Raw genomic sequence first — 17994 nt, 5'->3', positions numbered from 1 at the left:
GGCCCGAATTTACATCATCTCGCGTTATTATCAGGCATACCAGACATCCTCCGGGGATAAAGAAAGATAAATATCTGCTCCTTTTCTGAGATCGTTGTTATCTGTTTTTACGGTGATCGTTGCAGCAGGCAGTTCTACCGCCACTTCATAACTGCTGCCCATAAAACTCACATCTTTGATCTTTCCGCTCAGCTCATGTTGTCCTTTTTCCACAATGCGGAAACGCTCCGGACGGATAAACAGGCTTTTACCATTGAGATGCACACCGGATACCTGACTGAAATCGCCTGCTTTGGCTGATGGGATCATGTTATAGCTGCCGAATAATGCCGCCACGTATTCACTTACCGGCTGATGGTACACTACTTCAGGCGCACCCTGCTGCACAATCCGTCCATCTTTCATGATGATCACCTCATCTGCCCAGGAAAGGGTATCTACCGGATCATGCGATACCAGCAGACAGGTGATGTTCAGGTCATCACTGATCTCACGGATCACAGCTTTCAGTGTATTTTTGAGAATGGGGTCAAGATTGGAATAAGGTTCATCCAGAATCAGCAGACGGGGAGCTGTAGTTAACAGGCGGGCTAAAGCCACACGTTGTTTTTCTCCACCGGACAACTGATCATTCTTTCTTTTCATCAGGTGATTGATGCGGCAGATCTCATAGAGCCTTTCCGCATCTTCATCAGCTAACAGATTGGCGTACGCAAGGATTTCTTCCATGCGGTAATGGTTACGCAGTTCATAGTGCTGGGAAAGATAGGCGATACCAGGCTGTCCGGGTAATAATCGCTCCAGAGGGCCTTTTACCTTCACATTTTCAAACCGCACTTCGCCGCCGTCTGACTGTGTCAGACCACCTACTATTTTCAACAGGGTGCTCTTACCAGATCCCGACTCTCCTACGATAGCTATTTTCTGGAAAGCTTTCTGTGTGAAGCTTACGCCTTTCAGCACTTCTTCTTCCCCTTCCTGCTTGCGCACGTCCGTTACTTCTAACAAATTCATATAAAGCTGATATCACATAAAAAGCTGCAAATTACCACTTAAACGGTGAGGAAGCAAGTAAAGAAGCTCAGGCTGGCACCAAAAACTCCAGTTCCCGCTTCAAAATGCTGACAATGTAGCTTTTACCATCCCGGGAACGTATCAGTTCGTCATCAATGTGTGCATGTTCATCACCCCATGATATACGGACGTTTTTCCCTCTGATGACAGGGAGGTCATAGTCTTTATGCGAAGCAGACGCGATCCTGTCTTTAATATAAGCCGAAAATGCTTTTCGTTTGTCTTCTCCTAACAGTACGATCTCCATTTCTCCGTCACCTACATTAGCATCTCCATTAAGGTTCAAGCCCGGTCCAATCGACCGGATATTCATTATTTCGGCCATCAGATACTTACCGGAGTGATCCACTCCGTCAATTTCCAGTTTACATTCCTGTGCATGATAGTTATCGATAATGTCATGTAACATTTCAAGCGCAAGCCTGATTTTTTCTTCTGGTTCATCTGGTTCTTCCAGTTGTTTCATGGCCTCCATCAATACCGGGAATACGCCGAATCCAAAGCCTTCCAGAAAGAACATCCCTTCATGGAAACCGGCAATAGCCCCTACGTCAAATGGCTGTATATGATGTTTATGCCACGAAGCAATGATATCTTCTTCTTCCCCGGTGACATGCAGCGAACGACTGATATTATTGGCGGTCCCCATTGGTAATAATGCCAGAGGATATCGCTTCTCCCCTGCTTTCCCCGTGAGAAACTCAAGTATTACCTTCCTGATCGTACCATCACCGCCTGCGATAATGACAAAATCTGTATCAGGAGAGATTTCCTTACACCAATTCTTTTTAGCAGAAGAATATTTGCAATTGATCTGCTGATCACTGATCTTTTTCATCAGAGCAGCTTCTGAGTGATCCTGGTCACCAGCTTTGGGGTTGTGCAGTAAATGCGCTTTCATACACATCAATATTCAAAAAGAGTACCACCCCAATGGCATGAAATTGGAGGCCGCAATAGTATGAGAATACTTATCACAAACGACGACGGCATTTACAGTCCGGGCATAGCAGCGCTGGCCAGAATAGCGGCCCGGTTCGGAGAAGTAAGGATAGTTGCTCCGGATGTGGAACAGTCTTCCATGGGACATGCAGTTACGCATTCCAGGCCTCTTTCCTTTAAAGCCTCTCCCATCAATTTCGAAGGTATCGAAGCATATCGTGTAAATGGTACCCCGGCTGACTGTGTCGCTCTGGGAACACATCTGTATACCAAAACGGATGTTGTATTGTCAGGTATCAATATGGGACCGAACCTTGGAAACGGCATGTGGCATTCCGGGACACTGGCGGCGGCCAAACAGGCTGTACTTTTAGGCATTAAAGGCATCGCGCTGAGTACCCCTGTGGGTAAATCTGAGCCCGATTTTGCCGCCTTTGAGGAATATGTGGCACAAGTACTGGAATTATTGCTGGAAAAACCCGGATTAAGCCTGTTTAATGTCAATTTCCCCCCTCATCCTAAAGGCATCCGTTGGACGAGACAATCCGTACGTTTATATGACGGTAAGATCGTACCCGGTACTGACCCGATGAATCGTAAGCATTATTGGTTTACGGTCACGCCGTTGGAACCGGCGGAAGAAGGGACTGACAGATGGGCCGTGGAGAATGATTTTGTATCCATCACCCCCTTACGACTGGATCTGACAAATGAAGCCGAGTTACAGGCGGCACTGAATAGTCAGTCGTTATAAACTTATACTGGCCGTAACGGTCAGGCTCCATAGCTGAAAACTAAAAAAGGCTGCATAATGCAGTCTTTTTTATTATAGTCAAATAAACATTAATATGATATCTATATCTTTGCAGTATACTATCCTGATTGAATAAGATTCGCCTCATGGCGATATTACAGCTATACCTATAAAAACCAATAGAAAACATGAAGCAACTTGCGCTTTGCCTGCTGGCGGCTGCCCTTGTCCTCACCGCCTGTGGAAAAGATGAGGATGAAAACCAAAGCCCGGCCAATACCTTTACCTACAACGGACAAGAGATAACTACCCCTTACGGTTATATCATGGACTGGGGAAGCGAAGGGAATCAACTGATATTCGCAGATAAGGAACTGATACTGGATGGTCTTTCAACAAATGCCAGTGCCGTAGGCATAGACATTGACACCATCATCTCTGGTCAGACATACACGTTCAAAAAGAGCGATGCAGCCGGTTATGACAAAAAGCAACACTTCGGCTATGCGGCTGTTTATAACAACCAGCCTTTCGCCAATGGTGAATTCTCTGCAAATGCGCAGGTACAGGACTCGCTGATCGGAGGAATGGTTACTCTGAGATTGGTGGATAATGTGTACAACATCGTATACGATCTTAAATATGTGAATACGACCGTAAAAGGAGAGTATAACGGCGAACTGACACCTGCTTATTAACATACTGTTAATGCAGAAAAAAAGGCCTGTCCCGGATAAAAATCTTTTTCGGCTACAATATTCACATTATCAGTAAATTAGGGCTCAGAAAAAGCAAATAGGGACAATCTGGATATAACTGTTGACAAATACCCGCAAAACGATCCATACAAAAGGTTTTCCGGGGAACTTTCCGCTTCATATTCAGGACATTATTATAGCATTACAAAAAAATCTATGTGCTGCAAATGTGTTTATTCCATCAGAAACTATTTATATATTTGCAGCCATAATCAGTAATAAGACTTAGAAACCTACAACTAAATGACTAGATCAGCAAACCGCTTATTAGCTGTAATACTATGTTTTGCTTTCTACGGCTGCACTTTGAAAGATGATACACCGCCTGCAAACGGATTTAGCGACAATGGAACTTTGATTTATACTAATTATGCTGTTAAAAAGAACTGGACAGGGGGAACAGTTATAGCTTTTACAGATCCGATACCTTCAGCCGGATTCACCGGCAGAGTAAATTCAGTTCAGTTTCTGCTGAATGCATTGCGTCAGAATGGAAGCTATACATACATACCTTCTGATTCAACCGCTTTCGATAAAACAAAAAATTTCGACATCGCTATCATGTACAAAAATGTGGAGTATAAGGATGGTGTGGAAGTAGCAAATAGTGGAGAAGCATATAGTAAACCGACTGCTGGTACACTTAAATTCTATCCCGGTACCGGCGCCGGAGCGCAAACGTTCGAATATACGCTGGAATTTGGCAAAGAACATGTTGTTTCCGGCTTTTATAACGGACGTATTACTTCGATAGAATAACAACGTTTGTTGTTCTGTATAAAAAGGATGAAAAATAATGCGGCGACGGCTGTTCCGATCTGACTCGGAATAGCCGTTTCTGTTTTTATATAATTACTATCAATTTATAACTGCTGCGTTGTTTCAGTGACTAAGCATAAAGCCCTCTTTTTATCAACAAAGTGATGCAGTAATACATCAGAGAAGTACATGCAGCCTATACACACCTTAACACTGTAACCATTTGCCACAAAGCATTACAAAGGATGCTATTTCACCTTTTACTATTACTATCAATAACCTATTTAGTAAAAAATAAATGATTCAATCAAAAGAAAAAAAATAAATTTCCGCAAATAGATTCTACTTTTCCATCGTCAATTTTGATATCGAAGTTTGATGCAACTTTTTTTCTACCACGTCTAAAAACCGATTGTGTAACCCGGATTCCCTGCAGGAAGTTCATGAAACCCTTGTTCGTTATGTAACTCAGTCTATCTGACCGTTATCTTACGCCCATTCCACTATTTTTTTTATTGATTCTATGTAAACCCAACCCTCATGTCTGCTAACATTGAGTTCACGAAAGGCAGTGGCATACGCCTTTATACTTCGCATGACGAAGAATACATTGATGCCGTATCCGGCACATTTAACCTCGCACTCGGATACAGTCATCCGGAAGTTGTCGAGGTATTGCAGAAACAGGTAAAAGATCTGATACACGTTTCCTCTTCCTTTACCGGCGATCTTGCAGCTGATGTTTTAAACAGCATACTCGAACATGCTCCGCAGGGTATTACTGACGGATGGATGCGCGATATCATTGGTTCTACGGCCAATGAAGGTGCTGTAAAAATCGCAAACAAGTTCAACGGAAAAAATGAAGTCATCAGTCTGTCTCTCTCCCATCACGGACAGACACTCTTTGCGACTAACATCTCCGGAAACGCGTTCAGAAGAAAATCATTCTCCAATACCATGCACAGTCAGCATGCAGTAGTCCCTGCCCCCTACTGTTATCGCTGTCCATTCTCTGCCAAATATCCTAACTGCGGATATCTCTGTGCAGAGGCGGTATATGACTACGTTGAATATGGCAGCAGCAATCATGTATCCTGCATGATTATGGAACCTATTCTGGGTAACGGCGGCAACATCGTCCCTCCGGCAGGCTACTTCGAAAGGATCAAAAAGATCTGCGAAGAGCTGGACATCGTACTCATCTCAGATGAAGTACAGACAGGTATCGGCCGGACCGGCTACATGTTTGCCAGCGAACACTTTGACATGGAACCTGATATCATCACACTGGCCAAAGGCCTGGGCGGTATCGGTATACCAACTGCGGCTATCCTGTACAAGCCCGAGTTTGCTGTATTGGAAAAATGGGAACATTCCTACACCTCCGGTGGCAACCTGTTGTCCCTCGGTGCAGCAAAGAAAACCATGGAAATCGTATCCCGTGAAGGATTTCTGCAGAACGTACGTGAAAACGGTATCGTACTCGGTAATCTGCTGAATGGCCTGAAAGAAAAATACGGTCATTTCATCGGCGATGTAAGAGGTATGGGATACATGTGGGGCCTCGAAATAGTTGACAAAGACGGCGCTCCGGATGTAAAACTCACCAACAGGATCATCGACAATGCACTCACTGATCACAAGCTGATCCTCAGAGGATCGCGCTATGGCTTTGGCAATGTCGTAAAAGTAAGACCCGCACTCACTGCCACTGTAGATGACATCGAAGAAATCTGCGGCAGATTGGACAAAATATTCAGTCAGGTAAAAACAGTTACCCATGCAAGCTATAGTTTATAACGGCCCCTGGAACATTCAGCTCGAAGAACGCGAAGAACCAGCCATCACGCTCCCTGATGAGGTCATTGTTGAAATACGCGCTACAGGTATCTGTGGCACTGATCTCAGCATCATTTCCGGCGAATACAACGCCAAACAAAAAGTGATCATCGGTCATGAATCAGCCGGCGTGATCGTAGATAAAGGCAGAGGTGTGGAAAACTTCAATGTAGGTGATCGTGTCATCATCGACCCTACCTACTATTGTGGATACTGCGAGAATTGCCGCAAAGGATTACGTAACCACTGTTTCCAGAAATCCAGTACGGAAGCCGGCGTATCTATTGACGGCACATTTACAAAGTACTTCAAGACTACCAAACGTTTCATCTATCCTCTGGCAGACAATGTACCCTTCGAACAGGGCGCTATGTCAGAACCTTTGAGCTGTGTGCTTACCGCCGTAAAAAAACTGGCAGTCACCCCCTTCTACAATGTAGCAATTCTTGGTGGCGGTCCGATAGGCCTGCTCTTTTATCTCGCGCTGAAACAATACGGTATACAGGCGGGTACCATCTATGAGACTTCTGCCAACAGAACAAACCTGATCAGCAGTAATGATATACTCAGTTCAGGATGGTACCTGTCCGGTCATTTTGCACCTCGTAAACATCAGTATGACCTGATTGTTGATACAACAGGCAGCATGCTGGAAAAATCAATCGATGCGGTTGCCGACGGTGGGAAAATTGCACTGATAGGACTGCGTAACAATCAGCAGACCATCAATCCGAGAGAAATCACAGATCGCAGTATTTCCATCATCGGTTCCATCGATTCTCAGGACACCTTTAAACATGCTGTTGATCTGATCAACAGTCAGGTACTGGGACTGGAAAAGATCATCACAAAAGCCTATGGCATTGATGAATTTCAGTCTGCAGTACTGGACCTCGGCTGTAATGTCAGCAAGCGGCAACGCAACAATGACATCAGCAGTCTGAAATCAGTTATCAAGTTTTAAATCTGCTTTTTCATGAAGTACATCATTTTTGATATAGATGGCACACTTACCAACACAACCGAGATAGACGATCTCTGTTATACACAGGCCATCGCTGAAACCTTCGGATTCTCCGATTTTAATACCAATTACGGCCACTATGAGAATACCACAGATTCAGGCATTCTCAATCAGCTCTCTCTCGAGCGCAGGAATCGTCCCTGCACAGTGACCGAAATAGAAAATTTCATTGACTGCTTCCTGAACCTGCTGGAACGTGCCTATGATAAGCAGGCACACTATTTCCAGGAGATCCCAAAAGCCGGCAGAATTATCAGCAGCCTGGTCCGCAATGAAGACCTGCGCATAGGTCTGGCAACCGGTGGCTGGAAGCAATCGGCCCTTTTTAAACTACAATGTGCAGGTATCGATATTGAAGGTTGCAGTGCAGCATCTTTTGCACAGGATGCTTTTGCAAGACGCGATATCATCGGCCACACGATCAGTAAGATGAACAAACGCCACAACACAGCGCCCGATCCTTCAGACATTATCTATGTAGGTGATGGCAACTGGGATTATCAGGCTACGCTGCAACTTGGCATAAAGTTTATCGGTATTGATAATAAGAAACTGGCCCATCTACAGGATATCACCAAAATATCCGACTATGATGAGCTGGAACAGCATATTGGCCTTTTGACATTAACTTCCTGATAACGCATGAAAGACCTGACTGTCAATTTAAACCTGAAGCGCGCACACCGTATTGCAGCAAGTGTATTTTTCTTTATCGCCGGACTGACCTATTCCAGCTGGGCCTGCAGGATCCATGATATCAAGGCGGCTTTTAGTCTCAACAATGCCGCACTCGGTGGTGTATTGTTTGCACTGCCGGTGGGCCTGATGGTGAGTCTGCCGATATCCGGCTGGCTGGTCACCCGTATAGGAAGCGGTAAAGTATTGATCAGCGCCGGACTTCTGTTTCCGCTGATGCTTGTAACAATAGGGCTCGCTCCGGGTATCTGGCAGTTAGTGTTGCTGTTGTTCTGCTTTGGATTTATGAACAACGTTTTTGAAATATCCATGAACACACAGGCTGTTGGAATAGAGGCTTTATATGGCAGGTCCATTATGGCTTCATTCCACGGTCTGTGGAGTTTAGCCGGCTTTGCCGGCGTAGGAATAGGCACAATTGCCATTTCACTCGATATGCCCGTACTGCCGCATTTCCTGCTGATATGTGCCATCTGCTGGTTGCTGGTACTGTTCTCCTACAAATACCTGTTGCCTGCTGATGAACAACAGGATGATGCGCAACCGCTCTTCGCAAGACCGGACAATAGTATCCTTAAACTGGGGCTGATCGCTTTCTCCAGTCTGGTCACAGAAGGTACTATGTTTGACTGGAGCGGTATTTACTTTCAGAAGATCGTCGGAGCACCTGAACATCTTACCACAGCAGGTTATATAGCCTTCATGAGCACCATGGCCGGTGGCCGCTTTATTGCAGACCGCTTTGTTACCCGGCTGGGTACTAAAAGAGTCTTACAGATGAGTGGTATCATGACCACATCCGGATTACTCATCGCTATCTTTCTTCCATGGCTTGTAACAGCCACCATCGGCTTTCTGCTGATCGGATTCGGGGTATCCTCTGTTGTACCATTAGTACTTGCCTTAGCCGGAAAATCGAAAACAATGGCACCCGGTGTTGCTATTGCCGCCGTATCTACCGTTGGCTTCCTCGGTTTCCTGCTCGGACCACCCATGATAGGCTTCATCTCAGAAGCTACCAGTCTGCGCTGGTCATTCGCCATCATCGCATTATTGGGCACCGGTATTGTCCTGCTGGCATCTCAGGCAGGAAAGATCTCCGATGAACAATAAACAAGGGAACCTGACAGGATAAGTTCATTCGCACAATTTATTTGTACTTTTGGCGATCCAAATTCCCACTTCACATGATCTCCTTAAGTTCGAACTACCCGGTACTCGCAGCACAGCAGACCGACTTCAAAAGCATTATAGAAAGGCACAATGGTTCCTACAATCAGTGGCTGAATGTCAAACCCGCTGATGGCACAGCAGAAGACCGAAAGACTGCAGCCGCCTGGTTATCAGGTAAAGGACCTGCAATCAGTGAAGACAGGGTATCCATTGTGACATCAGGACATCAGGCCATTATGGTCACTATGATCGCTGCCGGTCTTCAGGGTACTACTATCGCCGTAGACGAGTATACCTATTCTAATTTTGTAAGCATTGCCCGCTGGTTGAACATAACAGTGATCGCCTGCGCCGGTGATGAAAAAGGAATGCTGCCCTCTGCATTGGAAGCCGCCAGCGCCACATATAACATCAAAGCAGTGTATGTGATGGGTACCATCAGCAATCCTACCGGTATTGTAATGCCGACCGAACGCAGACTTGAACTGATCGAAACTGCCCGTAAAAACGGACAGATCATCATTGATGATGATGCCTATGGCTTTCTGGAAGAAAATCCTCCTGCCAATTTCGCACAACTGGCACCCGATCTGGGCTGGTTTATTTATAGCTTATCCAAACCTTTTGCGCCAGATATCAAGGTCGCCTACATCGTAGCGCCGGAACAATATAAGGAGATGATCACTGTAGCTATCAAACTGACTACCAGTAATCCTTCCACCTTCTTTACCTCGCTGGTATCTGATGTGATCAGGACCGGAGAACTGGCAGACCTGCTACACAGAAAACGCATAGAAGGTAATAAACGTCAGGAACAGACAAAAGCCTTTCTGTCCGGATTTGATATACAGGGACACCAAAATGCCTTTCACTGCTGGCTGAAATTACCGGCAGGATTTACGTCTGCTCAATTATACCATGACCTGCGTGAAAAAGGCGTAGAAGTAATGGCAGGTGCCTTCTTTGCTGCCCCCGGCGCCAGCGGTGAATATATCAGGATCGCTATGGGTGCAGAAGCAGATATGAACAGGGTTTTACAGGGACTGGAAATCGTTAAACAAACACTATCCCGATAATTGTTTCGTATATTCCATCAGGTTGTACCAATGACTGAGACATGTTTTTCTGTTACTGGCACCCTGCCGATTTGCGTTTCGTTTTATAGCCTTACGTTACTTTACATTAGCAGGGCATATATTGTTTCGCTGTATTACGTTGATTTATGTTTGTCATCATTACTGCTAACGATGTGTTAATTATAACCAGATGGTCTTAAACCAATTGGAATGTCATAACTTAGCAGTACACAAACAAGCATTTAAAACTAGCTACATATGAATACGAATATTGGCATCACAGAAGCAAACAGACAGCAGGTATCCAACCAGCTGGCCAAATTACTGGCTGATGAATATGTACTGTATACAAAGACGCGTAATGCACACTGGAATGTAGAAGGACCAGACTTCCATTCCATGCACCTCTTCTTCGAATCACAGTACAATCAACTGGATGAGATCATGGACAGCGTGGCTGAAAGGATCCGTTCTCTGGGTCACTATGCGCCGGCTACACTGAAAAGCTTTCTGGAACTGACACACCTGACAGAATACAGCGAAAGACAGAACGATAGCCTGGGTTTCATTAAAGAACTGCTGGGTGATCATGAAAGCATCATCGAATTTATCCGTGGTAATATCGACGCATTTGCCAACACTTTCAAAGATGCAGGTACCAGTGATTTCATCACCGGTCTGCTGGAAGAACACGAGAAAATGGCGTGGATGTTAAGAGCCCACTACAGAGGTTAAAACCTACTCTATCATAAATAGAAAATGCCGCAGTTCATATGACTGCGGCATTTTTTATTGCCTTACCGCTCGTCCCCTTACATGATCATTTTTTCAGATCTATGGAATTGTACAACAGTTGCGATGATTTGTAAATCCGCTGTACTGCCGGTTTCAAATAACTTTGATTCCAGAACAGGATCAGGCATCTAATCAGGATGCCGCATGTTCCCCGGGCAGAATACAATCATCATGAACAAAAAGATCATAGCATCATTTTTCCTATGGCTATATCTGGGCATACAGTCATTGTCGGCACAGAGCTTTAAACTGATGCGCTTTAATGAAGACTACTATTACCTGCGTAATGACACAACAGGTAACTGGTACAATCATATCAAGTACATCCCCCTCTTTCATAAAGATCATTACTACCTGTCATTTGGTGGAGAAGCACGCTACGAATATGCCGCCACCGTTCATGACAACTGGCTGAAATACGGCGATGGTTACAATGACATGGTCCTCCAGCGTTACAGCCTCCACGCCGATCTGCATCTCGGACCTTCTGTCAGAGTGTTCGCACAACTCAATAGTGCGCTGGAAAACTTCAGCAAATTTGATCCCAGCCCGGTCAATAAAGACGCCCTGAACGTCGAGAACCTCTTTGTAGACGTCACCCTCAAGACGTGGACTGCAAAGCAACGTAAACTGGTAGCAAGAGCAGGCAGACAGGAACTCGACTACGGTACCGGCCGGCTCATCTCTGTAAGAGAAGGCACCAACGTGCGTAAATACTTTACCGGTGGAAAACTGATGTATAATGCACCCCGCTTTGGTGTTGACGCCTTTGTCATGATGGATGACGAGGTAAATCCTGGTGTATTCGACAATCACCTGATCCATGAAGCAAATCTGTGGGGTGCTTATTCTTACATCATCCTCCCCAAACAGGGAAACCTTGATCTCTACTATCTGGGCACCCATAGAGATCAGGGGAGATTTGAAGAAGGGACACAAAAAGAACTCAGACACACCGCTGCTGTCCGTTACTGGAAATACGGCGGCGGCTTTATCTACAATCTGGAATCCGCCTACCAGTTCGGCACCTTTGGTAATGGCCACATCAGTGCATGGACCACTGCCATTGATATCGGTTATACGTTCGAACACGCCAGATACAAGCCGAGCGTCAACATACGTAATGACTACATTTCCGGTGATAAGACGCCCGGTGACGGCAAGCTGCAGACCTTCAATCCATTGTACCCCAAAGGAGGATACTTCGGATTCAATCCCCGCATAGGCCCCTCCAATCTGATCGATATCCATCCTTATGGCAATCTGACCTTCAGTAATAAGTTCTCCATGCAGGCAGACGCTGTATTTAACTGGCGGTATTCCACAGGTGACGGTATCTACAGACCCAGCGGCTCATTCAACATGGCCGGCGCAGGGTCCGATGAACGTTATATAGGGACAGCTTATCTGCTGAGCGGTGATTATGCGTTCAGCAAATTCGTCAAACTGAGCTGCGGCCTGCAATATTTTGATACAGGCGCCTTCATCGAAGAACAGGTGAGTCCTTCTGCCAATTCTTTCTTTATCAATACACAGTTATCATTTAAGTTCTAAAATATGAAAACGTTAAAAACAAGTCTGACCAGCTTACTGCTGTTTGTCGTATTCGCAGTAAATGCACAGGTAAAGGAGCTACCGGCAGTCGGTACCTCCGCAGTAGTGGGAAAAGCAAATGGTATTGCTGTGGAAGTAAAAGTACAGGGGCCTTCCGCGCAGGAAACACCTTTACAGATCGCATGCGTGTTTGAATACACAGAAGGAGATATCACCAACCCACCTGCACTACCGGCACAGCTGAATGGCATGCTACACCTCGATGAAGCTTTACATGGTATCATCACAGACCTTCGGAAGAGTGGAAAGTTTACCGGACACGCATTTGAAACATTGCTGATCACACCTCCTGCCGGTACCATCAAGGCGAAACAGTTATTGCTGATCGGTCTGGGCAACAGAAATACGTTCAATGCAGATGTAATGTACACCGTAGGCGCCATCGGTATGAGAGAAGCACTGAGACTGGGTGTAACTGCCTATTCGCATGCGAGCGACATTAAAGATGCCGGTATCGATTCTCCAACCGCAGCAGTAGCTGAGAATGTTATAAAGGGCGCATTTGATGCCTATAACACACAACTACAGCTGAAAGAGAAAAAGATGTCTGTATTTAAACCAGTGCTGAAACTTACGCTGCTGTCAGGTCCTGCATTCTATGCGCCTTCTTCAGAAGCAGTAAAACATGCATTGACTGCTTACCAGCAATAAGAAAATGATACAATAAAAAAACCGGGAAGAAGATGACGACAACTTCTTCCCGGTTTTTTATTGTTATTTATCTCAGACCATCTCGGCCATGCTATGTTTGAAGGTTGTAAAGTTCATGCCCGTTTTAGCTTTGAAGAATTTACTAAAGTGTGCCTGATTGTCAAAACCCAGATCAAAAGCAATTTCCTTCAGACTACTATCAGAATACAACATCCGGCGCTTTGCTTCCAGAATGATCAGTTTATGTATCTGGTAACTGGCAGTAAAACCCGTCACTTTTTTAACAGCTGTATTCAGATAATTAGGCGTCACATTCAGTGCTTCTGCATAATCAGCCACTTTCTTACAATGAATAAACTGCTGTTTCAACATTGTCATAAATCGCCTCGCTACATCTCCCTCTCTGGACAACACCTGTGTTTGTCCGCCTACACCCAATTCTCTGGACAAATAGATCATAAATACATTCAACAATCCTGATAAAACTTCAGAACGCATCCACAGATTACTTTCACACTCTCTTTGCATCTTCCGTACAATTTCTTCCAGCTCTTCCTGCATTTCTTCATCTGCCCTGAAACTAAGCAACTGCATATTCAATATAGATTCTTCGAAGGAAGACATCATGTCTTTCAGGTTATACGCCAGATAAAGACAATCAGGCGAAAAAGAAATATAGTACCCGTTGACAGGACCGTCCAGCTGAAACTTTCTCATCTGACCGGGCAGAAAACAATAGATCTGATGATCTTCTACCGACATGATCTTACCGTCTGCCTGTACAGTGCCTGTACCATACTTAGACCAGAGGATCTCAACATTCTCTATTTTAAACGCTTCCTTATCAGAAAGCGTATAATCATATCTGATGATTCAAATGAATGAATCTGAATCCTTGATTTCAACTGTGCATTTTTCTGGTTATTGATCATAAAACTGGCCTATTTAATTGATCTATAACAGGCAATCAAAATGCCACAGGCCTAAATAACTGAAAAACAAACAATTACATCACACTATCCATAACCCACACTTACGACATATCGTAATTTTACGAGCACACTTCTGATCCCTTTTATTATTTTTCATAATTCTTCGTAAAAAGCTACTCATTATAGTCACAGATCGGCCACCCCTACTCTTAATGCTCTCAATCCACTCAGCCCCTGCAGATCTTCCAGTTCCAGTTCTTCCAGATCATTATTCAGAGTACCTTTCTCCTGCAGATAATGGATAAATGGCAAATAATCCTCTATATCCTTATTGTCGAAATAGATCAGTACAATCTTATCGGGTTGCGTTAAGCGCTCTTCCGTATTACGGAGATGCACCTTATCAATCCGCTTTTGATCATCTGATACCTGATGTTATAAGCACCTTCCACATCAAACTTCCGCTCATCTGCCCTGAAACTGATATCAATCGTATGATTATGCACAAAGATCAGTTGTGTAGTACGCAGCGGAACCGGCATATCTGGTAATAAAGATGTGGTTAACCGCGCTACTGCCGCCATAGAAGACAATTGCCACAGGCGCAGATTCTTCAGGTGAAAATGATTGAAAGCCTGTTCCGGTGCAAAAGACTGTCCTATAAATATCATATTCAACACCATCAGAACGGAACTTCTCAAAGTAGCAGGGATAAGAAGTCTGCAACTGGTCTTTCTCCGTTTCGAAATAGTTATTCACCACCGTATTGATCATCTGCATGGACATTTCCAGCGCATGCTTGCTACCATACAGGTTGCTGTTGAATTTATCCAGGCAGTCAGGTATTCCTCAATATCAGGCTGTTCCCATTCTGTTTGGACATATGTTTGAGGTAGGGAGTCGTTTCTTCCCTGAAAAACGTCACCAGTCTGTTCTCATCATTCCCGTTCAATTGCTGTAAACCCAGCGTCTCTTTCCATTTCCCACATTTATAGATCATCTCTTCCTGTAGTACGGAATGATGGTCTTCCTGCAAGGACTGCAATGTTTTCATCAGCAGGTCAAGATGGGTGTCCAGATCAGTAACAATGGCCTTATTTCTCTCTATGGTTGAGTTCCGGATATCGACGGCGCCATAAAGCGGATATACACCATTAAAACAGATTGTCTCAGCTGTTTCCGGCAGGCCTTTCTTCCTGTCATGTAAATAATGCCAGGCTACCTCATTGAACTTCCATTGTACAGAAGGCTGAATAGAGGTAAATTTCTCCTTGATGATATTCTCAATCTCCAGATTGAACTCATCGATATATACTTCAAATAACTGGCATAGCCGGTAATGCAGGCTCCAGCAGAGAAACGATCGTTTCTTCAAGGTTTCGTCTCCCCAGGTATGCATAGCCAGCACACCGACCGGCTTTCCATTATAAAATACCGGGAGTAAGGCAAGAGAGCGCACTTTTAGCTTCCGGAAGTGTTCGAGGAAAGCAATTTCCATCTCCTTTGGCCCAAAAAGGTCATGGGAGAAGAAGGAGTTCGGATTAGAGAAATACCCCTTGGCCTGTTTACGGAAGACTTCCGGCGATAAGCGCTCTCCCCACACCTCAAAAAGAATACCTGTACCAGCCTTTTTATAGCCATAAACAGGTTCATTATTGATCTTCACCAGCGGAAACAGGTCAAACTCTATCTGTTTATTGCCAACAATAGTCTTGAGTGACTGTATGACGTTCAGGTAACTCGTCTCGTCATTATCCGGGGTACGGTTCAGGCGTACATTTTCAATATTTTCTACTGCCTTCTGTACAGTGACATCAGATATTGATACGATACAGAAGCCCCTGAAACGGAAAGCAGTAAGCGGCAGCATTTTCAGCAATAAGTCGTATCCCTCATCCTCAGCAAGCATCAGTGATATTTCACCGAAATCGGGCGTGGGCAGCGGACCTATGGGTTCCACCTCCAGAAAGTCTGTATTGATATGCACCTGAAAGTATTGCAATAGTCCGGTTTCCCTGTTGATACCGGCATGATATTGCTCCGTTTTTACAGACATACGGAAATTGTACAATCGCTGCAGGATGAAGGAATAAATCATCTGCAGACGGCTCCTGTGAAATTCTTCCGGTGTTTGGATACAATATACTTTTCATGATCAACCACCCTATTCGACATCAGCTGATACAGGGTTTCTGTACCATAAAAGATCAGTGGGTGGAAAGGGAAGCTCAGGCCCCAGGCCATCTCATTTTCGTCTGCTAACGGAGGAGACAGGCAGACATATAATTGTTCGAGTAACTCACTATACTCATGCACATCGGCAAGCGCAATATCCTTGCTGCTCACCTGATATTTATCGAAAAGCTCAAGGGTATTTCTATAGATACCAGCCTTGGCCGTTCTTTCCCCTGCTACTCTTTTACGGAGATAGTCAGTGAATAATCTGAAAGAAATGGCGGCGTCCAGTTGGAGAGGCAGTGCCTTGTCACCGGAGAGGTCCAGTATGTCATTTTTCATGCGTAGATTCTTTGGCGGATTACTACAAAGTTAATGAACATACGTAAGAACCGTAAGGGGACTATTCCTCTGGTGTCGTACTTATGCCATTATCTGTTCTGAAAACTGTTTCAAGTAATATGCCAGCCGGTGTGCGCAGGAAGATCCGCCGCTCCCCGATATCTGGCAGGTCCATAGGGGTGAAACGGATGCCCAATTGTTTAAGGTGTTGTGTGAAGCCCTCATAATCTTCCATAAAGAAGGCAGTATGGTCAATTGCCTCGGCCGGCGACTGCCCTGTTCTGTCATGATAAAAAGAAGCAGGTATCAGGTGTACCAGCGGTGCCTCTTTCCAGTATAGCCAGTGACCCGGTATGGCCCTCGCGATTGCCGCAGGACGAGGCCCTTCTGTCAGTCCGAAGACCTTAATAAAGAAATCCCTCGTTTCAGCCAGATTATCCGTTCTTATCGTAGTATGATCAATATGCATGTGTTATTCATTTAAACCTGTCATGCAAAGTTCACCTGTCTGCGCAGATCTGGTATTGGATGAAACGGAGATTATCCTGTATAAACTGTAGATCAATGCTCAGAGTGCCATCTGTTGCTTTTTAAAGGCTGAAGGCGTAAGATTGAAATGTGCCTTAAATGCACGGTTCAGGTGGCTTTCATCACTATATCCGAATTCCTCAGCCAGTTGGGTAAGGGTCTTGTTTCTAACTACCAGCTGACTGGCAATCAGCTTGAGGGCATATTCCTGCACATATTTTTTATAGGCGCTGCCAGTCGCATTCTTAAAGTACTGGTTAAAATAACTCCTGCTGATATGAAAAGTATCTGCCATCTTTTGTACGGACAACAAATGTTTGTCTGCAATATGCTGGTGGATATAATTCAGAATAGACTGTATCTTATCATCTTTGGCGGAAGACAGCTGTTCACCGGCATCTTTTGCGGTAAGTGTCACGATCAGTGACAGCGCATGTTTTATAATAATCTGCTGATGAGCGCTTTCCTTACGGTGCTCCCGGACGATCAGCTCCATCAGTTGCATAATATCCTGTTTGTTTTTGCAGGCGGCAGATATCTTCCGGTAAGGAGAAGATAATGCAGTAAACAGGTCTTTGAATTTTGCATCCTGTAGAAAGTCGCTGAAATAGCCCTCATGAAATTTCATGATACAAATAGCGCTGCGTTCCTGAAAAACAAAGAAGTGACTATCCTGCGGAGCCAGTATAAACAAGTCGCCCTTTTCATAGTTGTAGGTCGTTCCGTTGATCATATGCTGCCCCCTTCCCCGCATGATATACAGCATTTCAAAATGTGTATGTTTATGCAATAGAAAAGGCCAGATATCCTTGACCACGTAGTCAATCTCCAGTTGCTGGGTGAGGTTCCTGATATACAT

Annotated in this window: 20 protein-coding genes; 11 read left to right on the top strand and 9 right to left on the bottom strand. The window is 44.7% G+C overall.

The window, feature by feature from the left end; translation table 11 throughout:
- Nucleotides 1-30: 30 nt before the first annotated feature.
- Nucleotides 31-1014 carry an ABC transporter ATP-binding protein gene (locus tag FEF09_RS18940; RefSeq protein WP_146306573.1) on the bottom strand — a complete coding sequence of 328 codons (984 nt, stop codon included), beginning with the start codon at nucleotides 1012-1014 and terminating at the stop codon, nucleotides 31-33.
- Between the two features lie 67 nt (nucleotides 1015-1081).
- Nucleotides 1082-1975, bottom strand: coding sequence for a diacylglycerol/lipid kinase family protein (locus FEF09_RS18935; protein WP_186774403.1), 894 nt, complete (start codon nucleotides 1973-1975; stop codon nucleotides 1082-1084).
- Between the two features lie 60 nt (nucleotides 1976-2035).
- Between FEF09_RS18935 and surE the strand changes: the two genes are divergently transcribed.
- The 11 genes from surE (at nucleotide 2036) to FEF09_RS18880 (ending at nucleotide 13158) form a co-directional block, all read left to right on the top strand.
- Nucleotides 2036-2770 carry a 5'/3'-nucleotidase SurE gene (gene surE, locus FEF09_RS18930; protein WP_089808399.1) on the top strand — a complete coding sequence of 245 codons (735 nt, stop codon included), beginning with the start codon at nucleotides 2036-2038 and terminating at the stop codon, nucleotides 2768-2770.
- Between the two features lie 188 nt (nucleotides 2771-2958).
- On the top strand, nucleotides 2959-3468 hold the full coding sequence (locus tag FEF09_RS18925; protein WP_146306571.1) for a hypothetical protein: 510 nt from the start codon (nucleotides 2959-2961) through the stop codon (nucleotides 3466-3468).
- Nucleotides 3469-3771: 303 nt separating this feature from the next.
- Nucleotides 3772-4287 carry a hypothetical protein gene (locus FEF09_RS18920; protein ID WP_146306570.1) on the top strand — a complete coding sequence of 172 codons (516 nt, stop codon included), beginning with the start codon at nucleotides 3772-3774 and terminating at the stop codon, nucleotides 4285-4287.
- A gap of 540 nt (nucleotides 4288-4827) precedes the next feature.
- Nucleotides 4828-6090, top strand: coding sequence for an aspartate aminotransferase family protein (locus tag FEF09_RS18915; RefSeq protein ID WP_146306569.1), 1263 nt, complete (start codon nucleotides 4828-4830; stop codon nucleotides 6088-6090).
- Nucleotides 6071-7093 carry a zinc-dependent alcohol dehydrogenase gene (locus FEF09_RS18910; RefSeq protein WP_146306568.1) on the top strand — a complete coding sequence of 341 codons (1023 nt, stop codon included), beginning with the start codon at nucleotides 6071-6073 and terminating at the stop codon, nucleotides 7091-7093. The genes FEF09_RS18915 and FEF09_RS18910 overlap by 20 nt, the downstream gene beginning before the upstream one ends.
- Nucleotides 7094-7105: 12 nt before the next feature.
- On the top strand, nucleotides 7106-7789 hold the full coding sequence (locus FEF09_RS18905) for an HAD family hydrolase (protein WP_146306567.1): 684 nt from the start codon (nucleotides 7106-7108) through the stop codon (nucleotides 7787-7789).
- A gap of 6 nt (nucleotides 7790-7795) precedes the next feature.
- Complete coding sequence (locus FEF09_RS18900; protein ID WP_146306566.1) at nucleotides 7796-8962, top strand: MFS transporter; 1167 nt, start codon at nucleotides 7796-7798, stop codon at nucleotides 8960-8962.
- 74 nt (nucleotides 8963-9036) lie between these two features.
- Entirely contained in the window at nucleotides 9037-10098 is a 1062-nt protein-coding gene (locus tag FEF09_RS18895; protein ID WP_146306565.1) for a PLP-dependent aminotransferase family protein, read from the top strand.
- A 258-nt stretch (nucleotides 10099-10356) separates the two neighbouring features.
- Nucleotides 10357-10833: a Dps family protein gene (locus FEF09_RS18890; RefSeq protein WP_146306564.1), complete on the top strand. Its 477-nt coding sequence runs from the start codon at nucleotides 10357-10359 to the stop codon at nucleotides 10831-10833.
- Nucleotides 10834-11064: 231 nt separating this feature from the next.
- The gene (locus tag FEF09_RS18885; protein ID WP_146306563.1) at nucleotides 11065-12447 is read left to right on the top strand and encodes an alginate export family protein; all 1383 of its coding nucleotides are present in this window, start codon (nucleotides 11065-11067) and stop codon (nucleotides 12445-12447) included.
- A gap of 3 nt (nucleotides 12448-12450) precedes the next feature.
- Nucleotides 12451-13158 (top strand): M17 family peptidase N-terminal domain-containing protein, encoded by a 708-nt coding sequence (locus FEF09_RS18880; RefSeq protein ID WP_146306562.1) that lies wholly within the window; start codon nucleotides 12451-12453, stop codon nucleotides 13156-13158.
- Nucleotides 13159-13230: 72 nt separating this feature from the next.
- On the opposite strand, the gene FEF09_RS18875 is transcribed toward FEF09_RS18880, so the two are convergent.
- From FEF09_RS18875 to FEF09_RS18860, 7 genes are all read right to left on the bottom strand, one after another.
- The gene (locus tag FEF09_RS18875; protein WP_146306561.1) at nucleotides 13231-13920 is read right to left on the bottom strand and encodes a helix-turn-helix domain-containing protein; all 690 of its coding nucleotides are present in this window, start codon (nucleotides 13918-13920) and stop codon (nucleotides 13231-13233) included.
- Nucleotides 13921-14276: 356 nt separating this feature from the next.
- Nucleotides 14277-14489, bottom strand: coding sequence for a hypothetical protein (locus tag FEF09_RS31635; protein WP_222597036.1), 213 nt, complete (start codon nucleotides 14487-14489; stop codon nucleotides 14277-14279).
- Complete coding sequence (locus FEF09_RS31630) at nucleotides 14459-14791, bottom strand: hypothetical protein (protein WP_222597035.1); 333 nt, start codon at nucleotides 14789-14791, stop codon at nucleotides 14459-14461. Before FEF09_RS31630 ends, FEF09_RS31635 begins: the two co-directional genes overlap by 31 nt.
- 137 nt (nucleotides 14792-14928) lie before the next feature.
- Nucleotides 14929-16146, bottom strand: coding sequence for a hypothetical protein (locus tag FEF09_RS31625; RefSeq protein WP_222597034.1), 1218 nt, complete (start codon nucleotides 16144-16146; stop codon nucleotides 14929-14931).
- A gap of 38 nt (nucleotides 16147-16184) precedes the next feature.
- The gene (locus FEF09_RS31620) at nucleotides 16185-16607 is read right to left on the bottom strand and encodes a hypothetical protein (protein ID WP_222597033.1); all 423 of its coding nucleotides are present in this window, start codon (nucleotides 16605-16607) and stop codon (nucleotides 16185-16187) included.
- A gap of 61 nt (nucleotides 16608-16668) precedes the next feature.
- Entirely contained in the window at nucleotides 16669-17076 is a 408-nt protein-coding gene (locus tag FEF09_RS18865; RefSeq protein ID WP_146306560.1) for a VOC family protein, read from the bottom strand.
- A gap of 99 nt (nucleotides 17077-17175) precedes the next feature.
- Nucleotides 17176-17994, bottom strand: a complete 819-nt coding sequence (locus tag FEF09_RS18860; RefSeq protein WP_146306559.1) for an AraC family transcriptional regulator — start codon at nucleotides 17992-17994, stop codon at nucleotides 17176-17178.

The sequence above is a fragment of the Chitinophaga pinensis genome, assembly GCF_007896845.1.
Taxonomy (GTDB): Bacteria; Bacteroidota; Bacteroidia; order Chitinophagales; family Chitinophagaceae; genus Chitinophaga; species Chitinophaga pinensis_C.
The sequence above is the reverse complement of the archived record's forward strand: the minus strand, read 5'-3'. Positions and strand labels throughout refer to the sequence as shown.